The following is a 19,911-nucleotide window of genomic DNA, read 5'->3' on the forward strand; positions in this document are numbered from 1 at the left end:
CCGAACGGTCCGCGCCCTACCCTTCCCGCATGGACGTCGACGCCGGGTCCGTCGCCGCGTTCGCGGCCCTGCTCGCCGACCGCACCCGCGCCGGGATCTGCCTGGCCCTGATCGACGGCCGGGCGTGGACGGCCGGGGAGCTCGCCGCGCACACGGGCGTCGCGCGCTCGACGGCGAGCGAGCACCTCACCGCGCTGGTCTCCGCCGGTCTGCTCGCCGAGGAGCGCCAGGGCAGGCACCGGTACGTCCGGCTGGCCGGCCCCGGGATCGCCGCGCTCGTCGAGGACCTCGCGGGCGCCGTCGGCACTCCCCGGCCGCCGGTGTCGCTGCGCTCCGCGCGCGCCGCCGGCGAGCTGTCCGCGGCCCGCACCTGCTACGACCACCTGGCCGGTGCGCTCGGCGTCGCCCTGTTCGACGCGCTGGTCGGCGCCGACCTCGTGCGCACCCGCGACGGCCTGGCGCTGACCGGTCCGGGGCGGGAGTGGTTCACCGGCCTCGCGGGGGAGACCGCCCTGTGGGCCCGCGGCTCCCGGCCGCTGCTGCGGACCTGCCTGGACTGGACGGAGCGCCGTCCGCACCTCGGCGGACGGCTCGGCGCGGTCCTGCACCGGGAGCTGCTGCGGCGGGAGTGGGTCGTGCCGCTCCCGCGCCACCGGGCGGTGCGGCTCACGCCGGTCGGTGCGACGGGCCTGGCCGACCTCCTCGGCCGCGACCTCGGGGTGCCTGCCTAGGCCGGCGGCACGAGTCCCGGGACCTGGCGGGTGCGGCCGCGGAACTCCGCGACCACCGCGTCGCCCGCCCGCACCGTGACGTCGTAGAGGCCGGAGCGGCCGGTCAGCGCCCGCTCCACCGCCGTCGCGACCAGCTCGTCGCCCAGCGCCCCGGGCCGCAGGAACGTGATGTCGGCCCCGGCGGCCACCGCGGAGACGCCGTGGCTGTTGGAGGCGTGCGCGAGCGCGGCGTCGGCGAGCAGGAACACGAACCCGCCGTGGCAGATGCCGTGCCCGTTGAGGTGGTGCTCGGTCACCGTCAGCGCGACGGCGGCCGTGCCGGGGGCGACGTCGAGCAGCCGGACACCCGCGCCGCGGGCGGCGGCGTCGTGGCGCGTCATGGCCTCGGAGGTGCGGCGGGCGGTCTCGGTGGGCTCGGTCATCGTGGCGGGATGCTATCCGGGGCCGGGGGATAGGGTCCGGGCCATGACGACCCTCGCGCCGACCTCGCCGCCCGCTCCCCGGGTGCTGCTGGTCTGGGACGCGCCGAACATGGACATGAGCCTGGGCTCGCTGCTGGGTGCCCGGCCGACGGCGGCGTTCCGCCCCCGGTTCGACGCCGTCGGGCGCTGGCTGCTGGACCTCGCCGGGCCGGACTCCCTCGCCGAGGCCACCGTGTTCACCAACGTCGTCCCCGGCAGCACCGAGGTCGTCCGCCCGTGGGTGGAGGCGCTGCGCAACGTCGGCTTCGCGGTGTTCGCGAAGCCGAAGATCTCCGACGACTCCGACGTCGACGACGACATGCTCGCCCACATCCGCCTGCGCGCCGACGAGGGACTGCTCGAGCACGTCGTCGTGGCCTCCGGGGACGGCCGGGCGTTCCGCGAGCCGCTGGAGGAGCTGCGGGCCAAGGGCACCTACGTCACGGTCATCGGGTTCCGCGAGCACGCGACGTTCGCGGTGGCGTCGGACGTGATGGAGTTCGTCGACCTCGAGGAGATCGACGGCGTCTTCCGCGAGCCGCTGCCGCGGATCACGCTCGACTCGCTGCCCGACGGCGGCGCCTGGCTGCCGCCCTTCCGCTCGCTGCGCTCGCTGCTGGAGCCCCGCCGGTGATCCGGCTGACGGCGCCGGTCGTGCTCCCGTGCGACCCGGCGTGCTCGGTCCTGCGCGACGGCGCGGTGGACGTCGGCGACGACGGCCGCATCACCTGGGTCGGGCCGCGGGAGCGGGCCCCGGAGTCGGACGGCCCGGTGCACGCGCTCCCCGGCGTCCTGCTGCCCGGGCTGATCAACACCCACGCGCACACCCCGATGCTCGCCCTGCGCGGCGCGGGGGGCGACCTGCCGCTGCTGCGCTGGCTGCACGAGGTCATGTGGCCGATGGAGGCGCGGCTCACCGGCGACGACGTGCGCGCCGCGATGACGGCGGGCGGCGTCGAGCTGCTGCGCACGGGCTGCACCACCAGCGTCGAGATGTACTTCCACACGCAGGCCGTGCTCGACGCCGTGGACGCCGTCGGGTCGCGGGTGGTGCTCACACCCGGCGTGATCGCGGCCCCCGGCTGGGACCGCCTCGGCACGTGGGAGCAGATGCGCGACGACATCTCCGCCCGCATCGACGACGGCGGGCGCGTGCAGGGCCGCGTCGAGCTCGGGTACGGGCCGCACTCGGCGTACACGCTGCCGCCGGAGGCGCTGGCGTCGATCGGCGAGCACGCGCGGGCCCGGGGGGCGCTGCTGCACGTGCACGTCGCCGAGGCCGCCGAGGAGGACGCGGCCGCGCGCGCGTCGCACGGCTCCGTGCCCGCCCTGCTCGACTCCCTCGGCGTCCTCGACGGGCGGGTGCTCGCCGCCCACTCGATCCAGCTCTCCGACGACGACATCGCCCTGTTCGCCGCGCGCGGCACCGCCGTGGCCCACTGCCCCGGCTCGAACGCGAAGCTGGCCGCGGGGATCGCGCGGGTCACGGCGCTGCGCCGGGCCGGGGTGCGGGTCGGCCTGGGCACCGACGGCCCCGCCTCCGGCGACGACCTCGACGTGTGGGCCGAGGCCCGCCTCGCCGGCCTGCTCGCCCGCGTGACCAGCGGTGACGCGGCCGCGCTCACCGCGTCGGAGCTGCTGCTGATGGCGACCCGCGACGGGGCCGCGGCGATCGGGCGCGACGACCTCGGCGCACTGGAGCCCGGCCGCTGGGCCGATCTCGTGCACGTCGACCTCGACGACCCCGTCTTCACCGACCCGGCCGACGACGCGCAGCTCCTGTCGAACCTGGTGTGGGCGGGCGGCTCCCGCCTGGTCCGCGACGTGTGGGTGGCGGGGGACCGGGTGCTGGCCGGCGGCGAACCGACCCGGGTGGAGCGTGCGGCGACCACCGCGGCGATCCGCGACGTCGCGGCCCGCCTGCGCCGCTGACGCGGAAGGGCCGGGGCCGCGGGTGCGGCGGTCCGTCGTCGCCGTCACCCACGGGCCTCCGGCCCTGTCCGTGCCCGCGGTCCGCTCCCCAGCCGACCGCGTCCCCGCCGCCCCGGCACGATCCGGGGCGACGGCCGTCTCAGCGGCTCCCGGCCGTCTCCAGCCGGAAGTGGTGCCGCCCGCCCTCGCGCGGCTCGACGAGCGCGTGGGCGCCCGAGTCCGTCGTCGCCGACCGGCGGCGGCGCGGGGGCCGCGAGGGCAGCACGGGCGACGGGGCCGCGGCGGCCGCGAAGGCCTGCACCGGGATCGGCGCCGTCAGCGGGTCGCGGCGGAACTCGTCGACCGCGTTGCGCGCCGGCGCGTCGTGACGTCGGCGCGCGGGCGCCTCGGTCTGGCGCCGGGGCCAGTCCGCGTGGTTGAGCGCGTGGAAGATCGGGGTCAGCACCGCGTCCTCGTTGATGGCGTGCCGCCCCGCGGCACCGCCCCCGTGGACGGCCGATCGCCGCATCTCGCCGTATCCCCTGACCACGTCCGACACCACGCACCTCCGCTGCTCCGAGTGCACTGCTGATGTGGACCGTTCAGCGCACTTGATAGTCACAACGGGGGACACTCTCTCGGGGAAACGGCTCACGGGCGACGGTTACAGCGATTCGGCCGGAATACGCTCGTTCGGGTGGCTCCCGTTCCGGAACGCACACTCACGGGTGTCCGAACGGTGCCCGTCGGGGTCGCCGACGACCCGATCAGGTCGGTGGGCACGGGCGCGCAGGCGATCCGGCGCGGCGAACCGGGCGCCCGGCGGAGTGACCCCGATCCGCGCCGCCCCGATCGGGGCGGCGCCCCGGCGCCGGGGTCCGGGCGCCTCCCGGCCGCCCGCCGGTGCGGGCCGGACGCGCGGACCGCGCGGTCCGCGCGCTGGTCGGAGGCCCGCGGATGCCCGGTGCGAGCGAGGCCCCGCCCCCGCGCCGGGCCCGTCGACGCACCGGCGGACCGGCCGTGGACCGGTCCGGGCCGATCGGCGGGTGCGTCCACCGCGAGCCCCGTTCCGGCGGAGAGTGACCGTCCTTCACCCGGGTGACGCAGCGCAGCCGCTTTCGAACGTCCACTGACCGGGTTTCCGTCGACGCATCGTGAGAATCGTCGTGCGGAATCGCGGAGAGTCGTGTCGAACGGCCCAGTCGGCCGCCCGGAATCGTGGGCGGCGCCGACCGCGCCGGAGCCCGGCCCGTGGCCCCTGCGGAGCAGTACGGTGCGGGTCGTGACCGAACGGCGATCGCCGATCCCCACACCGCTGCGCGTCACCTCCGAGGTGTGCGCGCGCCTGCTGGTCGTCGCGGCGGCACTGGCCCTGCTGATCTACCTCGTCGTGCAGCTGCGGGTCGTCGTCATCCCGGTGGCGATCGCGGTGCTGCTCGCCGCCCTGCTCGCGCCGGCCGTGCAGTGGCTGACGACCCGCCGCGTCCCCCGCGGTCTGGCCACCGCGCTCGTGCTGGTCGCGGGCCTCGCGGTGCTCGGCGGGCTGCTGTCGTTCGTCGTCAACACCTTCATCGGCGGCTTCCCCGCGCTGCAGGAGCAGCTGACCGCGAGCTTCGAGTCGATCGAGCGGGTGCTCTCCGGCGCGCCGTTCAACCTGCCGCCCGACGTCCTGCGCACGCTGCCCGCCGAGCTCGGCCGGGCGATCAGCGACAACCGCAGCGCCCTGACGTCCGGGGCGCTGAGCACCGCCGCCACCGTCACCGAGATCGCCGCGGGCACCGCGCTCGCCCTGTTCGCGCTGATCTTCTTCCTCTACGACGGCCCGGTGATCTGGCGCTTCCTGCTCCGCGCGGCGCCCCGCGCGCGGCGCGACCGCGTCGACGTCGCCGGGCGGCGCGCGTTCGCCTGCCTCGTCGGCTACGTCCGCGCGACGGCACTGGTGGCCGTCGTCGACGCCGTGGGCATCGGGCTCGGGCTGGCGATCGTCGGGGTGCCGCTGGTGGTGCCGCTGGCCGCGCTGGTCTTCCTCGGGGCGTTCGTGCCGACCGTCGGCGCCGTGGTGACCGGCGGCGTCGCGGTGCTGGTGGCGCTCGTGGCGAACGGCCCGATCCCGGCGCTGGTCGTGCTGCTGATCGTCATCGGCGTGCAGCAGCTGGAGGGCCACATCCTGCAGCCGCTGCTGCTGGGGCGGGCCGTCCGGCTGCACGCGCTGGCCGTGGTGCTGGCCGTCGCCGCTGGCGTCGTCGTCGCCGGGATCACCGGGGCGCTGCTGGCCGTACCGCTGCTGGCCGTGCTGAACACCGCGGTCAAGTCGCTGACGGCCGACGCCGAGCCCGCCCCCGCCACGATCGACGCCGTCGACCCGCGCCGGGCCCAGCCCGGCCCACCGCTCCCGCCGCCGGGCCCCGGCCGGATCCGGCTGTTCCTGCGCGGGCTGCGCCCGGCACCGCCGGACGTCGACGGGTAGGGGCTACGCGGCCGCGTCGAGCTTCTCCACGGCCTCCCGGTCGAGCTCGAGGTCCGCGGCCCGGGCGTTCTCCTCGACGTGCGCGAGCGTGGACGTGCCCGGGATCGGCAGCATCACCGACGAGCGGCGCAGCAGCCAGGCCAGCGCCACCTGCGCGGGGGTGGCCCTGAGCCGCTCCGCGGTCTCGGCGACCGGCCCGCCGGGCTCCGCGAGGCGGCCCGACGCGATCGGGAACCACGGCAGGAAGCCGATGCCCTGCTCGGTGCAGTAGCGGAGCACCGCGTCGCTGGCCCGGTCGACGAGGTTGTAGCGGTTCTGCACCGTGGCGACGTCGACGACCCGGCGCGCCTGCTCGATCTGCTCGATCCCCACCTCGGACAGCCCGACCTCGGCGACCCTGCCCTCCGCCTTCAGCGCGGCGAGCACGCCGAACTGCTCGTCGGCGGGGACGGCCGGGTCGATGCGGTGCAGCTGGAACAGGTCGATGCGCTCGACGCCCAGGCGTCGCAGCGACAGCTCGCACTGCTGACGCAGGTACTCCGGACGCCCGCACGGGTGCCACTCACCGGGGCCGGTGCGCAGCAGCCCGGCCTTCGTCGCGACCGTCAGCCCGGAGTACGGGTGCAGCGCGCGGCGCAGCAGGTCCTCGGCGACCTCGGGCCCGTAGGAGTCGGCGGTGTCGAACAGGTCGGTGCCCAGCTCGGCGGCCCGGCGCAGGACCGCGACCGCGGTCTCGGGGTCGGCGGGTGGGCCCCACACGCCGGGGCCGGTCAGCTGCATGGTGCCGAAGCCGAGCCGGTTCACGGCCGGCCCGTCGCCGATGCGGAAGGGGGAGGTCATCCCTCCACGTTCCACCGCCCGCCACCGGCCCGCCGCTGATCGTGACCGTCGTCGCCGCGCCGACCGCGTCACGCGCGATTGCCGGGCCCGACGGCGGGGGCTAGCGTTCCGCCGTGGCAAAGATCGCGTCATCGAAGATCCAGTCCCTGCCGCAGGCGGTGTCCGAGCTGGTGCACGACGGGGACGTCGTCGCGCTGGAGGGCTTCACGCACCTCATCCCGTTCGCCGCGGGACACGAGATCATCCGGCAGGGCCGCCGGGATCTCACGCTCGTGCGCATGACCCCCGACCTGGTCTACGACCAGATGATCGGTGCGGGCTGCGCGTCGAAGCTGGTGTTCTCCTGGGGCGGCAACCCCGGCGTCGGGTCGTTGCACCGCATGCGCGACGCGCTGGGCGCAGGCTGGCCGGTGCCGCTGCAGATCGAGGAGCACAGCCACGCGGGGATGGCCAACCGCTACGTCGCGGGGGCGTCCGGGCTGCCGTTCGCGGTGCTGCGCGGCTACGCCGGCACGGAGCTGCCCGAGCACACCGACACGATCTCCACGGTCACCTGCCCGTTCACCGGCGAGGAGCTCGCCGCGGTGAAGGCCCTGAACCCCGACGTGTCGATCGTGCACGCGCAGCGCGCCGACCGCGCCGGCAACGTGCAGTTCTGGGGCATCCTCGGCGTGCAGAAGGAGGCGGTGCTCGCGGCGGAGCGGGCGATCGTCACCGTCGAGGAGATCGTCGACGAGCTGACGCCCGTGCCCGGCGCGGTGGTGCTGCCCCACTGGGTGCTCGACGCGGTGGCGGTGGCCCCCGGCGGTGCCGCCCCGTCCTACGCCCACGGCTACTACGACCGCGACAACGCCGCCTACAGGGCGTGGGACAAGGTCAGTCGGGACCGCGAGGCGTTCTCGGTGTGGCTCAAGGACCTGAAGGAGAAGTCGTCGTGACGACCGCAGAGCTGACGTGGACCGCCGACGAGATGATGAGCGTCGCCGCGTCGCGCGCGCTGCGTGACGGCCAGGCGTGCTTCGTCGGGATCGGGCTGCCGTCCACCGCCGCCAACCTCGCCCGCCGCCTGCACGCGCCGGACCTCGTCCTGATCTACGAGTCGGGCACCATCGGCACCGAGCCCGACGAGCTGCCGCTGTCCATCGGCGACGGGATCCTCGCCGAGTCCGCGCTGTCGGTCGTCTCGGTGCCGGAGATCTTCAACTACTGGCTGCAGCCCGGCCGGATCGACGTCGGCTTCCTGTCGGGGGCCCAGATCGATCGCTTCGGCAACATCAACACGACCGTCATCGGCGAGTACGCCGAGCCGTCGGTGCGGCTGCCCGGGTCCGGCGGGGCGCCGGAGATCGCGGCGTCGTGCCGCGAGGTGATCGTCGTGATGCGCCAGCGGCTGCGGGCGTTCGTCAGCCAGGTCGACTTCGTGACGTCGGTCGGCCACGGGTCCGGCCCCGGCGACCGCGCCCGGCTCGGCCTCCGCGGCGCCGGACCGGTCCGCGTGATCACCGACCTCGGGGTGCTCGAACCCGACCCCGAGTCGGCCGAGCTGGTGCTCTCGGCGCTGCACACCGGCATCACGATCGAGCAGGTGCACGCGGAGACCGGCTGGGAGCTGGAGGTCTCGCCCGACCTCAAGATCACCGCACCGCCCACCGAGCGGGAGCTGACCACGCTGCGCGGGCTGCGGACGGTGGGCTCGTGAGCGTCGCGCTGCACCACGTCGACGAGGGCCCGCGCGACGCACCCGCGATCGTGCTGTGCGGGTCGCTGGGCTCCACCGTCGAGATGTGGCGCCCGCAGGTCGCCCCGCTGACCGAGCGGTTCCGTGTGATCCGGGTCGACCACCGCGGCCACGGCGGCTCGCCCGTCCCGCCCGGCCCGTACTCGGTCGCCGACCTGGCCGGTGACGTCCTCGCGCTGCTCGACTCCCTCGGCCTCGACCGCGTCGCCTACTGCGGTCTGTCGATGGGCGGCTGCGTCGGCATGCACCTCGCGTCCGAGGCGCCGGAGCGGATCAGCGCGCTGACGCTGTGCTGCACGTCGTCGTACTGGCCGGACCCGGCCGTCTGGGTCGACCGGATCGCCGCGGTCTCCTCGGGCGGCACGGGACCGATCGCGGAGACGGTCGTGTCGCGCTGGTTCACCCCCGGCTGGGCGGCCGAGCACCCCGACGTCGTCGCCGACGCCGTCGGGCAGGTCGCGACGACGCCCGACGACGGCTACGCGGCCTGCTGCGCGGCCCTGCGCGACTTCGACCACCGCCCGCGCCTGGGCGCGATCACCGCCCCCACGCTGGTGATCGCCGGCGCCACGGACCCGTCGACGCCCGTCGAGCCGCACGCGCGCACGATCGTCGACGGCATCCCGGGCGCCCGCCTGGAGGTCCTCGACGCGGCCCACCTCGCGACGATCGAGCAATCGGCGCAGGCCACTGAGCTGATCGCCGCGCACTCCGCCGGGTGACCAACCCCTCCGTTTAGCCAGGCCCCCCGCCGCCTATTCTGAGCGCGACGGAAGGTACCGGGGTCGACGAGGAGCTCGGGATCGAACACGAGCCCATCGGAGGCGATCGCACGTGCTGAACGACCGTGAGAGACAGGTCCTCGCCCGGATCGAGCACCACCTCGCGATCACCGATCCGGAGTTCACCCAGCTCTTCCGCACGGTCGCTCCGCGCCGCACCGGGATGAACCCCAGCCTGCTGCTCGTGCTCGGGCTGGCGCTGATGATCCTCGGGTCCGCCGTCATGGCCGTCCCGGTCGCGGTGCTCGGCATGGCCGTGGCCGCCGGCGCACTCGTCGTCGCCTTCCAGCGCAACGGCACCGCGGGCTTCAGCCCCGCCTGACGCCGCCGCCCGCGGCGCTCAGCCGTGGGCGAGGTCGGCGAACCGGCTGTAGTGCAGCTGGTGCGCCACGACGATCGTCGTGGTGGGGCCGTTGCGGTGCTTGGCCAGGATCAGGTCGGCCTCGCCCGCGCGGGGGTCGTCGCGCTCGAACGCGTCGGGGCGGTGCAGCAGGATCACCATGTCGGCGTCCTGCTCGATCGAGCCCGACTCGCGCAGGTCCGACAGCATCGGCCGCTTGTCGGTGCGCTGCTCCGGACCGCGGTTGAGCTGGCTCATCGCGACGACCGGCACCTCGAGCTCCTTGGCCAGCAGCTTGATCTGCCGGGAGAACTCCGAGACCTCCTGCTGGCGCGACTCGACCTTGCGGCCGGACGTCATCAGCTGCAGGTAGTCGAGGATGATCAGCTTCAGGTCGTGGCGCTGCTTGAGCCGCCGCGCCTTGGCCCGGATCTCCATCAGCGTGAGGTTGGGCGAGTCGTCGATGAACAGCGGCGCCTCGCTGATCTCGCTCATCCGCCGCGCCATGCGCGTCCAGTCCTCGTCGCTCATCCGGCCGGCGCGCATGTCGGCCAGCTTGATCTGCGCCTCGGCCGAGAGCAGGCGCATCACGATCTCGGACTTGCTCATCTCCAGCGAGAACACCGCGCTGGTCATGCCGTGCTTGATGGAGCACGAGCGGGCGAAGTCGAGCCCCAGCGTGCTCTTGCCCAGACCGGGCCGGGCCGCGACGACGATCATCTGGCCGGGGTGCATGCCGTTGGTGACCGCGTCGAGGTCGGCGAACCCGGTGGGCACGCCCACCGACGCCCCGCCGCGGGACCCGATCGCGTCGATCTCGTCCATCGTGGGCTGGAGGAGCTCCTCCAGCGCGACGTAGTCCTCGCTCGTGGAGCGGTCGCTGACGTCGTAGAGCGTGGCCTGCGCGCGGTCGACGACGTCGGCCACGTCGGCGCCGTCGGCGCCGTGGTAGCCCAGCTGCACGATGCGGGTGCCCGCGGAGACCAGCCGGCGCAGGATCGCCTTCTCCGCGACGATCTCGGCATAGTAGGCGGCGTTGGCCGCGGTGGGGACCGTGGCGATGAGGGTGTGCAGGTAGGGGGCACCGCCCAGGCGGATCAGGTCGCCCTTGCGCTGCAGCTCCGCCGAGACCGTGACGGCGTCGGCGGGCTCGCCGCGGCCATAGAGGTCGAGGATGCAGTCGTAGACGGTCTGGTGGGCGGGCTTGTAGAAGTCGTCGGGCCGCAGCACCTCGACGACGTCGGCGATGGCGTCCTTGCTCAGCAGCATCCCGCCGAGCACGGACTGCTCGGCGGTGAGGTCCTGCGGGGGCTGGCGGTCGAACGGGGACCCCGCGTCGCCGCCCTCGCCCGCGGGGCGCAGCGGTCGGTCCGAACCCGGCCGCCGCCCGGCCGGCCGGTCGTCGGTCAGTGCCATGCGTGCGCCACCCGTGTTCGGGACACCTGGTTCCGGCTCATACGCAGCGTCACCCCCACTTCCAGTATATCGAACGAGCGTTCGAGACGCACGGGCGACGTCCCGTCCACCGACCGGTGAACGGCCGGTGTCGCCCGGCTCGTCGATCGAACCTGCTCCCGACGGTAGGCGCTCGGGCCGGGCTCGCCTAACAGACCTGTGCACGGACCTGGGGAGGACCTGTGCACGGATCGGTGGATGCCCTGGACGGCGTCGGGAGCGTGCTGTGGACAAAGTGGGGACAACTCGCCGATAAGCGGTATCTTCGCAGCTCAGGCCGTGATCGGTGGGTGTGGACAACATTGTGGGCGTGTCGCGCGACACGCCGCTCTCGGCGTGTCGCGACGATCCCCACCCGGCGCATCCGGGCGGTCACTCGCCGACGCGACCGCAACCTCCCGGCGTATCACCGCGCGGCCGCCGGGCGCTGCGGCGGCCGCTCCCCGCAACGACACCGGGGCGGGACCCGGGCTCGGAGCCCGGACCCCGCCCCGGTTACGGTGCGTGATCGATGCCGGCGAGCCGGCGGGTGCTGCTACTGCCCGACGACGGCCACCCGGACCTCGGCGGTGACCTCCGGGTGCAGGCGGACCGTGACCGCGTGCGAACCCGTGGTCTTGATCTGCGGCACGTCGACGGCGCGCTTGTCGAGGGCGGGACCGCCCGCGGCCCGCACGGCCTCGACGATGTCGGCGGTGGTGACGGAGCCGAACAGGCGACCCGAGTCGCCCGCGGCCTTCGCCTTCACGGTGACGTCGAGGTCGCCGAGCTGGCTCGCGACCTCCTTGGCGTGCCCGAGGTCGCGGATCTGCCGCGCCTGCTGGGAGCGCTTGATGGACGCCACCTGCTTCTCCGCGCCGCGGGTGGCCGTGATGGCCAGCGAGCGGGGGAGCAGGTAGTTACGGCCGTAGCCGTCCTTGACCTCGACGATGTCGCCGGGGGCGCCCAGGTTGGGCACGTCGGCGGTGAGGATGAGCTTCATCTGGTCAGTCCTCGCTTATCGGGCGGTCGAGGTGTAGGGCAGCAGGGCCACCTCGCGGGAGTTCTTGACCGCCACCGCGACGTCACGCTGGTGCTGGCGGCAGTTGCCGGTGACGCGACGGGCCCGGATCTTGCCGCGGTCGGAGATGAACTTCCGCAGCAGGCCGGTGTCCTTGTAGTCGATGTCCTGGGCCTTGTCCTTGCAGAACGCGCACACCTTCTTCTTCGGCTTGCGCAGGACGGGCTTGGCCATGGGGGTACTCCTGGTGGTTCTCGGTCACCGCGCGCCGGGCGCGCGGGAGGGGGTGGATCTAGAAGGGGGGCTCGTCGTCGGCGGCGGGGCCGCTGCCGGCGGGAGGGGCGGAGCCCCACGGGTCGTCGTTCTGGCCGCCGCGGGATCCCCCGCCGCCGCCGTAGCCGCCTCCGGAGGAACCCCCGGAGCCGCCGCCGCTCCCGCTGCCGCCGAAGCCCCCGCCGTCGCCGCTGCCGCGGCTGACCTTGTTGACCTTGGCGGTGGCGTACTTGAGCGACGGGCCGACCTCGTCGACCTCGAGCTCCACGACGGTGCGCTTCTCGCCCTCACGGGTCTCGAAGGAGCGCTGCCGCAGCCGGCCGGACACCATCACGCGCATGCCGCGCGTGAGCGTCTCGGCCACGTTCTCCGCCGCCTGGCGCCAGACGTTGCAGCGCATGAACAGCGCGTCGCCGTCCTTCCACTCGCCGGAGGCGCGGTCGAAGGTGCGCGGCGTGGCCGCGACGGTGAAGTTGGCGACCGCGGCACCGGACGGGGTGAACCGCAGCTCCGGGTCGGCGGTGAGGTTGCCGACCACGGTGATGACAGTCTCGCCGGCCATCGGTCCCGCCTCAGCTCGCCGCGACGGCGGGCGCCGGGGCGGCCCGCTTCTTCGGCTCGCGGCGCAGCACCTTGGTGCGCAGGACGGACTCGTTGAGCCCGAGCTGGCGGTCGAGCTCGGCGACGGTGGCCGGCTCGCAGGTGATCTCGATGACGGCGTAGATGCCCTCGGCGTGCTTGAGGATCTCGAAGGACAGGCGGCGCTTGCCCCAGACCTCGATCTTCTCGACGGTGCCCTTGTCGTTCTTCACGACAGTGAGGAACTGCTCCAGCGACGGCGTCACGGTGCGCTCGTCCAGGCTGGGGTCCAGGATGATCATCAATTCGTAATGGCGCATGAGAACCACTCACCTCCTACGGTCTGACGGTCGCGGGATGTCCGCGACAGGAGGTTCTCACCGCACCCCGACAGAACAGGGCCCCGCGAGCGGACCGGGGGGCGACCACGGCGTCCGGGAGGACGCCGGTCGGGATGACGTCCGTCGAGGCTACCAGCGCGAACACCCGCGCCCGGCACCGCCCGGTGCCCGCCGCGGGGAGTGCGCGCCGGGGAGCGTCGGTGCCGGACACTATCCTCGTGACCATGCTCATCGGGGCCCACGTGTACGAGGACGACCCGGTCGCCACGGCGGCCGAGCGGGGCGCCGACATCGTGCAGATGTTCCTGGCCGATCCGCAGGGCTGGAAGAAGCCGCCGTCGCACCCGCAGGCCGCTGAGCTGCGCGCGAGCGACGTGGCGGTCGTCGTCCACTCGCCCTACGTCGTCAACCTCGCCTCGCTCAACAACCGCATCCGCATCCCGTCCCGCAAGCTCGTCGTGCAGCACGCGGAGGCCGCGGCGGAGGTCGGGGCGATCGGGCTGGTCGTGCACGGCGGGCACGTCACGCAGGGGGAGGACGCGGCCACCGGCGTCGACAACTGGCGCAAGTTCTTCTCCCGCCAGGCCGACGACGGCGGGTTCGCGGTGCCGATCCTCGTCGAGAACACCGCGGGCGGCGACAACGCGATGGCCCGCCGCTTCGACGCGCTGGCCCGGCTGTGGGACGCGATCGGCGAGTTCGGGGCCGGGTTCTGCCTCGACACCTGCCACGCGCACGCGGGCGGGGAGGACCTGGTCGGGGTCGTCGACCGGGCGAAGGCGATCACCGGGCGGATCGACCTGGTGCACCTCAACAACTCCCGCGACGGGTTCGACTCCGCGCGCGACCGGCACGCCAACATCGACTCCGGCACCATCGAGCCCGACCTGCTGGCCGCCGTCTGCGCCGCGGCCGACGCGCCCGTCGTCGTGGAGACCCCGGCCGACGGCCAGGCCGGCGACATCGCGTTCCTCCGCGAGCGGCTGACGCGGTGACGCGCACGGCCCTCGACGTCCCGCGGGCGCCCGAGCGCCCCGCAGGCGGCGCCGGGGCCGGAACGCGGGTCGTCCTCGCGGTCCTCGTCCTGCTCACCGGCCTCACGATGCTGCTGGGGTACGCGAACAAGGCGCGCTGCACCGGGCCGGGGTACGACGCGGCGGGCCGCAGCGTCCCCGACTACGAGATCCGCGTCGACCGCGACGTGTGCTACTCCGACATCCAGTACCTGTGGCTGGGCCGCGACGTCGACAAGCACGTCTTCCCCTACGTCTCCGGCTCGATCACGCCCGACGGCCGGCTCGTCGGAGGGGTCGTCGAGTACCCGGTGCTCACCGGCCTGCTGATCTGGGCGGGCGCGTACTTCGCCGACACCGACGGTGCGTTCCTGCTCGCCTCCGCCGTGCTGATGGCCCCGTTCGGGCTGCTCACGGGCTGGATGCTGGGCCGGCTCGCGCGGTGGCGCGCACTGCTGTGGGCGGTCGGGCCACCGCTGGTGCTCTACGCCTTCCACAACTGGGACCTGCCGGTCGTCGCCTGCGCGGTGGGCGCGATCTACGTGGTGCACGGGCGGGGCGGCGACCGCCCGCTGGCCGACCGCGCCACCGTCGCCGCCGTGCTGCTCGGACTGGGCTTCGCGCTCAAGCTCTACCCGGGCGCGTTCGTGCTGCCGCTGGCACTGCACGTCCTCGCGCAGTCCCGGCCCGGGTCGCTGGACTGGCGCGGCGCGCTGCGCGTCCCGCTCGCCGCCGCGGCCACGGTCGTCCTGGTCAACCTGCCGTTCGCGGTCGTCGGCTACGAGGGCTGGCGGGCGTCGTTCACCTTCCAGCAGCTGCGCGACGTCGACTTCACGACGAACTCGATCTGGTACTGGGGGTTCCGGCCCGAGTCCGACCCGGAGAACCTCGACTTCCAGGACGCGATCGACGTCGTCTCCCCGCTGCTGGTGCTGCTCGCCTTCGCGGTGGCCGCGGCCGTGGGCTGGTGGCGGTTCCGGCGCGAGGGCAGCTACCCGTGGGTCGCGGTGAGCGCGGCGATGCTGTGCGGCTTCATGCTGCTGCACAAGGTCCACTCGCCGCAGTACACGCTGTGGCTGCTCCCGTTCCTGGTGCTGCTCGCGGTGCCGTGGCGCTGGATCGCGGCCTACCTCGTCGCCGACGCCGTCATGGGCATCGGGATCTTCCGCTGGTTCTACGCCTTCAAGGCGGGCGAGGGCGGCATCTACGACGGGTTCGCCGCGCAGGCGGTCGTGCTCGGGGTGTGGGGCCGGGCCGCACTGCTGGTGGTGCTGTTCGTGCTGTTCCTGCGCCTGCCCGATCCGTGGGCCGGGCGGGACGGGGACGCGCTCACCGCCAGGCGAACACCGGCTGCTCCAGGTGCGCCACCCGCGTAGCCCGCCCGTGCAGCACGACCTCGCGGAACTGGTGCAGGACGGCGCCGGTGGGGGCGTGCACGAACCGGTCGAACAGCGGGAGCTGGATCACCGGCGCGTCCGACTCGGGGATCGTGAGGAACCGCGGCTCCACGTCGATCAGCGACAGCGGCACCCGGTGGACCGCGCCGACCTCGTCGGGGTTGGGGGTCAGCTCCCCGACGGGACCGGCCCACAGCACCACCGGCGTGATGACGTAGCCGGATCGCGTGGCGTAGTCGTCGAGCACGCCGAGCTCGGCGGAGTCGTCGAGGCCGAGGCCCAGCTCCTCGAACAGCTCGCGCCGCGCCGTCTCGCCCGGCCCCTCGCCCGGGTCGGTGCGCCCGCCGGGCAGCGCCCACTGCCCGGAGTGCCGGCGCAGCGTCGACGCGCGCCGGGTCAGCAGGAACGCCGGGCCCTCCGGCTCCTCGACGAGCACGATCCCGACCGCGGAGCGCGTGAGCTCCGGGCGGTCGATCGGCCGGGGGGTGAAGGCCGCCAGTGCGGCGACGACGTCGGATCGACCGGTCATGCCCCGACCCTGACGGGTGCGGCGACCGAGGGCCAATCGGGGTCGTCGACGCCGACCGCGCGCACCGGGTCGGTGACCGGCCGCAGGACCGAGCGGACCACCAGCACGCAGAGCCCGACGACGGCGGCGTCGCGCAGCAGGACCGCGCCGAGGAACCACTCCGGCGGCAGCCCCATGTTCGCCGGCGTGAGGTAGTAGTACATCCGCGGCACCCAGACCAGCGCGTCGACCAGCATCCAGGCCAGCAGCAGCCGGGCCCGGGGCAGCGCGAGCACCGCGAGCGGCACGAGCCACAGCGAGTACTGGGGGCTCCACACCTTGTTGACCAGCAGGAACGCCGCGACGACGAGGAAGGCCAGCGACGCGAGCCGCGGCGTCCGGGGCGCCCACCAGGCGAGCACCGCGATCGCCGCGCAGCACAGGGCGAACAGCACCAGCGAGACGAGGTTGAGCACCGCGGGCGGCTCCCCGGGCGCCAGCTGCCCGTCGAAGCCGGCCCAGCCGCTGAAGTGGCTGATCGCGAAGTAGATCGAGTCGGGGTCGGCGGGGCGGGTCTGGTTGAGCCGGAAGAACTCCGCCCAGCCGACCGGCCAGGCCAGCGCCACCGGCAGGTTGACGGCGACGACCGTGACGATCGCGGCCCCCGCCGTGCGCAGGGCGGGGGCGAGCGGGCCGGAGCCGTCGTGCCACCGGCGCAGCCCCACCAGCAGGATCGGCCCGAGCAGCAGCAGCGGGTAGAACTTGAAGCCGCCGCCGATCCCGAGCAGCACCCCGGCCAGCAGTGGCCGGTTGCGGGCGAGCGCGAGCATCCCGGCGGTGGCCGCGGCCACGGCGAGCGCGTCGAAGTTGGTGAACACGTGCACCGCGACCAGCGGGGACAGCGCGACCAGCACGGCGTCCCACGGCCGCGACGGGCGCAGCGCGTGCACGGCCCAGACCGCGACCAGCCACGCCAGGGCCAGCCACGCCGCGGACACGTCGAAGTACACGACGACCGGCAGCGCCGTCGGCAGCCAGCCGACCGCGTCGGCTGCGGCCCGCCAGCCGTCGGCGAACCGGGCCGCCGCCCACTGGTGGAAGCCGGTGAGCACCGGGTACTCCATGTAGCGCGCGGTCTCGTCGGCCTCGCCCGCGTTCTCGAACCACGGGTCGCGGTACGGCAGGGCCGACGGGTCGTCGAGGTTCTCGATGCTCCACAGCGGGACGGTGTCGGAGTAGCACATCGCCACGTACTGGCGGCTCTCGCGCCAGTCCAGCGCCAGGCCGCCCTCGTCGGTGCGGTACTGCTGCAGGCACGGGGACTTGCCCAGCCAGCCGAGCGCCAGCACGGCCACCGCCACGAGCAGGACCACCCGCAGGGGCGTCCAGAACGCCGACCGCCCGATCAGCGCGTGGCGTCCCAGCGGCCCCCCGACGACCCGGCTCGCCGCCGCGGCCAGGGGGTCGGACCAGGTCGGGACGACCCGGACCCCCTGACGCGGCGACGCGGGTCCGGGAGGGTCCTGCGTGCCGACGCCGCGGGGTTCCGCGGGGTCGGGACGGCTCACCCGCCGCTGCCGGCGTTCGGGTCGGCCCCGAAGATGCCGAACCCGGAGTCGCCGCTGCCGGAGTCGCCGCTGCCGGAGTCCCCGCCGTTCCCGTTGTCGCCGTTGTCCCCGTTCCCGTTGTCGCCGTTGCCGTTGCCGTTCCCGTTGTCGCCGTTGCCGTTGCCGTTGCCGTTGTCGCCGGAGTCGCCGTCGCCGCTGTCGGAGCTCTCGTCGTCGGAGCTGCTGTCGGGCTCGGGCGTGGCGGTCGGCTCGACGTACGGGGGCGCGCCCCGTGCGACGAACGGGGAGAACTCCTCGTTCGGCGTGCCGCGCAGGGCCGCGTTCATGTAGCTCTGCCAGATCGAGCCCGGGATCATGCGGCCGTAGATCGGGGCGCCGCCCGCGGTCTGGATCGGCTTGCTGCTGTCGGTGCCCAGCCACACGGCGGTGGCCAGCGACGGCGTGTAGCCGACCATCCACGCGTCCTTGTTCTGCCGGTCGAGCGTGGGGTGCTGCTGGGTGCCGGTCTTTCCGGCCACCTCGCGGCCGCCGGACAGCCCGATCCGCGAGGACTCGGCGACGGCGAGCATCGACTCGGTGACGTTGCGGGCGATCACGGGGTCGATCCGCTGCTCGCCCGCGCTCTCGGCCCGCTCGTAGAGCACGCGTCCGTCGGCCGCCGTGACCCGCGAGACCAGGAACGGCTCGTGGTAGACCCCGTCCGCGGCGAGCGTGGCGTAGGCCGAGGCCATGTCGATCGGGTGCACGTCCTGGTCGCCGAGGGCGACACCGCCGCGGGCCTCGGGGAACAGGTCCTGCGGGATGCCGAGCGCGTGCGCGGTGTCGATGACGTTCTGCGGCCCGGCGTCGAGGCCGAGCTGGTAGAAGATCGTGTTGATCGACCGCGTCATGGCCGTCTCGATGCTGCACCGGGCGCAGTCGAAGCCCTCGGAGTTGTCGACGACGGTGCCCGCGAGCGTCTGCCCGGACGATCCGTCGTAGGTGCTGCCCAGCCCGATCGAGGGGTCCCGGGCCATCGCGGCGGCGAGCACGAACGGCTTGAACGACGAGCCCGGCGGTCGCAGGCCCTGACCGGCGTAGTCGGTGCCCGGCCCGCTGCCGCCGTAGTACGACTGGATCGCGCCGGTCCGCGGGTCGATCGCCACGAGCGCGGTGCGCAGGTCGGGGTCCTGTCCGTCGAGCTGCTCGGTGGCCGCCTCGACCGCCTCCCGCTGCCGCGCCGGGTCGACCGAGGTGGTGACCGTCAGGCCCTCGGTGTTGAACTCGTCCTCGGTGACGATGCCGCGGGCCAGCACCTCGTCCCTGGCGCGCTCGTAGATGTGGTAGCGGTCGTCGGCCGGGATGCCCTCGACGGCGGGCGCCTCGGGCAGCCAGTTCGTCGGGAACACCTCGGTGGAGCGCTGTGCCGGGCTGATGAACCCGGCGTCGGCCATCTGGTCCATGACGTAGGTCCAGCGCCGCTGCGAGCCCTCGAGGTCCTCGGCCGGGTCCCAGCGCGACGGCGCCTGGATCATGCCGGCGAGCATCGCGCCCTCGGAGACCGTGAGGTCCTTGACGTCCTTGCCGAAGAACGACTGGCTCGCGGCCTGGATCCCGTAGGAGCTGCGGCCCATGTAGATGACGTTGAGGTAGTTCTCGAGGATCTCGTCCTTGGTCTGCTCGCGGGTGATCTTCACCGCGAGCACGACCTCCTTGTACTTGCGGATCAGCGAGAAGTCGTCGTCGCCGGTGATCACCTTGACGTACTGCTGCGTGATCGTGGACCCGCCGCCGACGCCGCCGGTGAGCTGGTTGTAGACCGCGCGCAGGATGCCGGTGATGTCGAACCCGGGGTCGCTGTAGAACGAGCGGTTCTCCGCGGCGAGCACGGCCTGGCGGACCGGCTCGGGGATCTCCTCGAGCGGCACGACCCGGCGGTTGACGCCCTCGGGACGCGCGGTGGCCAGCGGCGAGCCGTCGGCGAAGGTGAACTGGGAGACCTGGTCGACCGCGAGCTCGTCGGAGGACGGCACCGGGAAGATCAGCCAGCCCACGACGAACGCGACCACCGGACCCAGGATCAGCAGGCCGAGCAGGACGTAGATCGCCTTGCGGATCCGGGACCACGCGCTGCGGCGGGGTGCGGGGCTGCGGCGCTCGGGGCGGCCGGTCCCGGTGGGCCGCTCGGCCAGCGCGACGGCGTGGGTGCGGGCGACCGACGTGGACCCGGTCTCCTCGTGGGTGAGCAGCGGCATGTCGCCGGAGCGGTACGGGGCGCGCTCCTCGGGAGCGGCGGGCGGCACGTGGCGCTGCGGGGGGACGCGGCCGGGCGGCGGGGCAGGCGGCCCGGCCGGGCGCGGTCCGCCGGGGCGGGCACCGGGCGGCGGACCGTGGCCACCGGGCGGCGGGCCGTACGGGGGCTGCCCGGGCGGCGGGCCGAACGGTCGCTGCGGGCGGGGCGGGGGGACGGGGCCCGGTCGGGGACCGGCGGGCAGGTCCGCGCGGCCGGGGGGACGTCCCCTGCCGAG

General features: G+C 74.2%; 21 protein-coding genes. 10 read left to right on the top strand and 11 right to left on the bottom strand.

Annotated features, from left to right (window positions below; all coding sequences use genetic code 11):
• Window positions 1–29: 29 nt before the first annotated feature.
• The gene (locus tag H6H00_RS09830) at window positions 30–731 is read left to right on the top strand and encodes an ArsR/SmtB family transcription factor (protein WP_185720988.1); all 702 of its coding nucleotides are present in this window, start codon (window positions 30–32) and stop codon (window positions 729–731) included.
• Here H6H00_RS09830 and paaI read toward each other — a convergent pair.
• Window positions 728–1,153: a hydroxyphenylacetyl-CoA thioesterase PaaI gene (gene paaI / locus H6H00_RS09835; RefSeq protein ID WP_185720989.1), complete on the bottom strand. Its 426-nt coding sequence runs from the start codon at window positions 1,151–1,153 to the stop codon at window positions 728–730. The two genes, H6H00_RS09830 and paaI, sit on opposite strands and share 4 nt — an antisense overlap.
• A gap of 43 nt (window positions 1,154–1,196) precedes the next feature.
• On the opposite strand from paaI, the gene H6H00_RS09840 reads away from it, so the two are divergent.
• Both H6H00_RS09840 and H6H00_RS09845 read left to right on the top strand, forming a co-directional pair.
• Window positions 1,197–1,826 (top strand): NYN domain-containing protein, encoded by a 630-nt coding sequence (locus H6H00_RS09840; RefSeq protein ID WP_185720990.1) that lies wholly within the window; start codon window positions 1,197–1,199, stop codon window positions 1,824–1,826.
• The gene (locus tag H6H00_RS09845) at window positions 1,823–3,124 is read left to right on the top strand and encodes an amidohydrolase family protein (RefSeq protein ID WP_185720991.1); all 1,302 of its coding nucleotides are present in this window, start codon (window positions 1,823–1,825) and stop codon (window positions 3,122–3,124) included. Before H6H00_RS09840 ends, H6H00_RS09845 begins: the two co-directional genes overlap by 4 nt.
• Window positions 3,125–3,263: 139 nt before the next feature.
• Here the strand turns inward: H6H00_RS09845 and H6H00_RS09850 are convergent, their stop codons facing one another.
• Window positions 3,264–3,653 carry a hypothetical protein gene (locus H6H00_RS09850; RefSeq protein ID WP_185720992.1) on the bottom strand — a complete coding sequence of 130 codons (390 nt, stop codon included), beginning with the start codon at window positions 3,651–3,653 and terminating at the stop codon, window positions 3,264–3,266.
• A 732-nt stretch (window positions 3,654–4,385) separates the two neighbouring features.
• Here H6H00_RS09850 and H6H00_RS09855 point away from each other — a divergent pair.
• Window positions 4,386–5,570 (top strand): AI-2E family transporter, encoded by a 1,185-nt coding sequence (locus H6H00_RS09855; RefSeq protein WP_255425664.1) that lies wholly within the window; start codon window positions 4,386–4,388, stop codon window positions 5,568–5,570.
• A 3-nt stretch (window positions 5,571–5,573) separates the two neighbouring features.
• On the opposite strand, the gene H6H00_RS09860 is transcribed toward H6H00_RS09855, so the two are convergent.
• Window positions 5,574–6,410: an aldo/keto reductase gene (locus H6H00_RS09860; protein ID WP_185720994.1), complete on the bottom strand. Its 837-nt coding sequence runs from the start codon at window positions 6,408–6,410 to the stop codon at window positions 5,574–5,576.
• A gap of 113 nt (window positions 6,411–6,523) precedes the next feature.
• On the opposite strand from H6H00_RS09860, the gene H6H00_RS09865 reads away from it, so the two are divergent.
• The 4 genes from H6H00_RS09865 to H6H00_RS09880 all read left to right on the top strand — a co-directional run bounded on the left by H6H00_RS09865 (window position 6,524) and on the right by H6H00_RS09880 (window position 9,252).
• Window positions 6,524–7,348, top strand: coding sequence for a CoA transferase subunit A (locus H6H00_RS09865; protein ID WP_255425665.1), 825 nt, complete (start codon window positions 6,524–6,526; stop codon window positions 7,346–7,348).
• A 32-nt stretch (window positions 7,349–7,380) separates the two neighbouring features.
• Entirely contained in the window at window positions 7,381–8,109 is a 729-nt protein-coding gene (locus H6H00_RS09870; RefSeq protein ID WP_185722302.1) for a CoA-transferase subunit beta, read from the top strand.
• The gene (pcaD, locus tag H6H00_RS09875; protein WP_185720995.1) at window positions 8,106–8,870 is read left to right on the top strand and encodes a 3-oxoadipate enol-lactonase; all 765 of its coding nucleotides are present in this window, start codon (window positions 8,106–8,108) and stop codon (window positions 8,868–8,870) included. Before H6H00_RS09870 ends, pcaD begins: the two co-directional genes overlap by 4 nt.
• 112 nt (window positions 8,871–8,982) lie before the next feature.
• Window positions 8,983–9,252: a DUF3040 domain-containing protein gene (locus tag H6H00_RS09880; protein WP_185720996.1), complete on the top strand. Its 270-nt coding sequence runs from the start codon at window positions 8,983–8,985 to the stop codon at window positions 9,250–9,252.
• A gap of 18 nt (window positions 9,253–9,270) precedes the next feature.
• Here H6H00_RS09880 and dnaB read toward each other — a convergent pair whose 3' ends face one another.
• The 5 genes from dnaB to rpsF all read right to left on the bottom strand — a co-directional run bounded on the left by dnaB (window position 9,271) and on the right by rpsF (window position 12,897).
• On the bottom strand, window positions 9,271–10,686 hold the full coding sequence (dnaB, locus tag H6H00_RS09885) for a replicative DNA helicase (protein ID WP_255425666.1): 1,416 nt from the start codon (window positions 10,684–10,686) through the stop codon (window positions 9,271–9,273).
• Window positions 10,687–11,260: 574 nt separating this feature from the next.
• Entirely contained in the window at window positions 11,261–11,707 is a 447-nt protein-coding gene (gene rplI, locus H6H00_RS09890; protein ID WP_185720997.1) for a 50S ribosomal protein L9, read from the bottom strand.
• A gap of 15 nt (window positions 11,708–11,722) precedes the next feature.
• A complete protein-coding gene (rpsR, locus tag H6H00_RS09895; protein WP_094923024.1) occupies window positions 11,723–11,959 on the bottom strand; it encodes a 30S ribosomal protein S18 in 237 nt (78 codons plus the stop codon).
• Window positions 11,960–12,017: 58 nt separating this feature from the next.
• A complete protein-coding gene (locus H6H00_RS09900) occupies window positions 12,018–12,560 on the bottom strand; it encodes a single-stranded DNA-binding protein (RefSeq protein ID WP_185720998.1) in 543 nt (180 codons plus the stop codon).
• A gap of 10 nt (window positions 12,561–12,570) precedes the next feature.
• Window positions 12,571–12,897 carry a 30S ribosomal protein S6 gene (gene rpsF, locus H6H00_RS09905; protein WP_185720999.1) on the bottom strand — a complete coding sequence of 109 codons (327 nt, stop codon included), beginning with the start codon at window positions 12,895–12,897 and terminating at the stop codon, window positions 12,571–12,573.
• Window positions 12,898–13,142: 245 nt separating this feature from the next.
• Between rpsF and H6H00_RS09910 the strand changes: the two genes are divergently transcribed.
• Entirely contained in the window at window positions 13,143–13,913 is a 771-nt protein-coding gene (locus tag H6H00_RS09910; protein ID WP_185722305.1) for a deoxyribonuclease IV, read from the top strand.
• Window positions 13,910–15,307 carry a glycosyltransferase 87 family protein gene (locus H6H00_RS09915; RefSeq protein ID WP_379539865.1) on the top strand — a complete coding sequence of 466 codons (1,398 nt, stop codon included), beginning with the start codon at window positions 13,910–13,912 and terminating at the stop codon, window positions 15,305–15,307. The genes H6H00_RS09910 and H6H00_RS09915 overlap by 4 nt, the downstream gene beginning before the upstream one ends.
• Here the strand turns inward: H6H00_RS09915 and H6H00_RS09920 are convergent.
• Genes H6H00_RS09920 through H6H00_RS09930 form a run of 3 tightly spaced genes read right to left on the bottom strand, consistent with a single transcriptional unit; the run spans window position 15,261 to window position 19,686 of the window.
• Complete coding sequence (locus tag H6H00_RS09920) at window positions 15,261–15,857, bottom strand: NUDIX hydrolase (RefSeq protein WP_185721000.1); 597 nt, start codon at window positions 15,855–15,857, stop codon at window positions 15,261–15,263. The genes H6H00_RS09915 and H6H00_RS09920 overlap by 47 nt on opposite strands.
• Window positions 15,854–17,404 carry a glycosyltransferase family 87 protein gene (locus H6H00_RS09925; RefSeq protein WP_185721001.1) on the bottom strand — a complete coding sequence of 517 codons (1,551 nt, stop codon included), beginning with the start codon at window positions 17,402–17,404 and terminating at the stop codon, window positions 15,854–15,856. The genes H6H00_RS09920 and H6H00_RS09925 overlap by 4 nt, the downstream gene beginning before the upstream one ends.
• Window positions 17,401–19,686: a transglycosylase domain-containing protein gene (locus H6H00_RS09930; RefSeq protein ID WP_255425667.1), complete on the bottom strand. Its 2,286-nt coding sequence runs from the start codon at window positions 19,684–19,686 to the stop codon at window positions 17,401–17,403. The genes H6H00_RS09925 and H6H00_RS09930 overlap by 4 nt, the downstream gene beginning before the upstream one ends.
• Between the last annotated feature and the right edge of the window lie 225 nt (window positions 19,687–19,911).

The organism is Pseudonocardia petroleophila, from assembly GCF_014235185.1.
Taxonomy (GTDB): domain Bacteria; phylum Actinomycetota; class Actinomycetes; order Mycobacteriales; family Pseudonocardiaceae; genus Pseudonocardia; species Pseudonocardia petroleophila.

What these genes read in the sequence shown, in the direction of transcription:
- H6H00_RS09870 (WP_185722302.1), top strand. Translation starts at nt 7,381, where the DNA reads ATGATGAGCGTCGCCGCGTCGCGCGCGCTGCGTGACGGCCAGGCGTGC.
- H6H00_RS09830 (WP_185720988.1), top strand. Translation starts at nt 30, where the DNA reads ATGGACGTCGACGCCGGGTCCGTCGCCGCGTTCGCGGCCCTGCTCGCC.
- H6H00_RS09910 (WP_185722305.1), top strand. Translation starts at nt 13,143, where the DNA reads ATGCTCATCGGGGCCCACGTGTACGAGGACGACCCGGTCGCCACGGCG.
- dnaB (WP_255425666.1), bottom strand. Translation starts at nt 10,686, where the DNA reads ATGGCACTGACCGACGACCGGCCGGCCGGGCGGCGGCCGGGTTCGGAC.
- rpsF (WP_185720999.1), bottom strand. Translation starts at nt 12,897, where the DNA reads ATGCGCCATTACGAATTGATGATCATCCTGGACCCCAGCCTGGACGAG.
- H6H00_RS09840 (WP_185720990.1), top strand. Translation starts at nt 1,197, where the DNA reads ATGACGACCCTCGCGCCGACCTCGCCGCCCGCTCCCCGGGTGCTGCTG.
- H6H00_RS09900 (WP_185720998.1), bottom strand. Translation starts at nt 12,560, where the DNA reads ATGGCCGGCGAGACTGTCATCACCGTGGTCGGCAACCTCACCGCCGAC.
- H6H00_RS09860 (WP_185720994.1), bottom strand. Translation starts at nt 6,410, where the DNA reads ATGACCTCCCCCTTCCGCATCGGCGACGGGCCGGCCGTGAACCGGCTC.
- rplI (WP_185720997.1), bottom strand. Translation starts at nt 11,707, where the DNA reads ATGAAGCTCATCCTCACCGCCGACGTGCCCAACCTGGGCGCCCCCGGC.
- paaI (WP_185720989.1), bottom strand. Translation starts at nt 1,153, where the DNA reads ATGACCGAGCCCACCGAGACCGCCCGCCGCACCTCCGAGGCCATGACG.
- rpsR (WP_094923024.1), bottom strand. Translation starts at nt 11,959, where the DNA reads ATGGCCAAGCCCGTCCTGCGCAAGCCGAAGAAGAAGGTGTGCGCGTTC.
- H6H00_RS09920 (WP_185721000.1), bottom strand. Translation starts at nt 15,857, where the DNA reads ATGACCGGTCGATCCGACGTCGTCGCCGCACTGGCGGCCTTCACCCCC.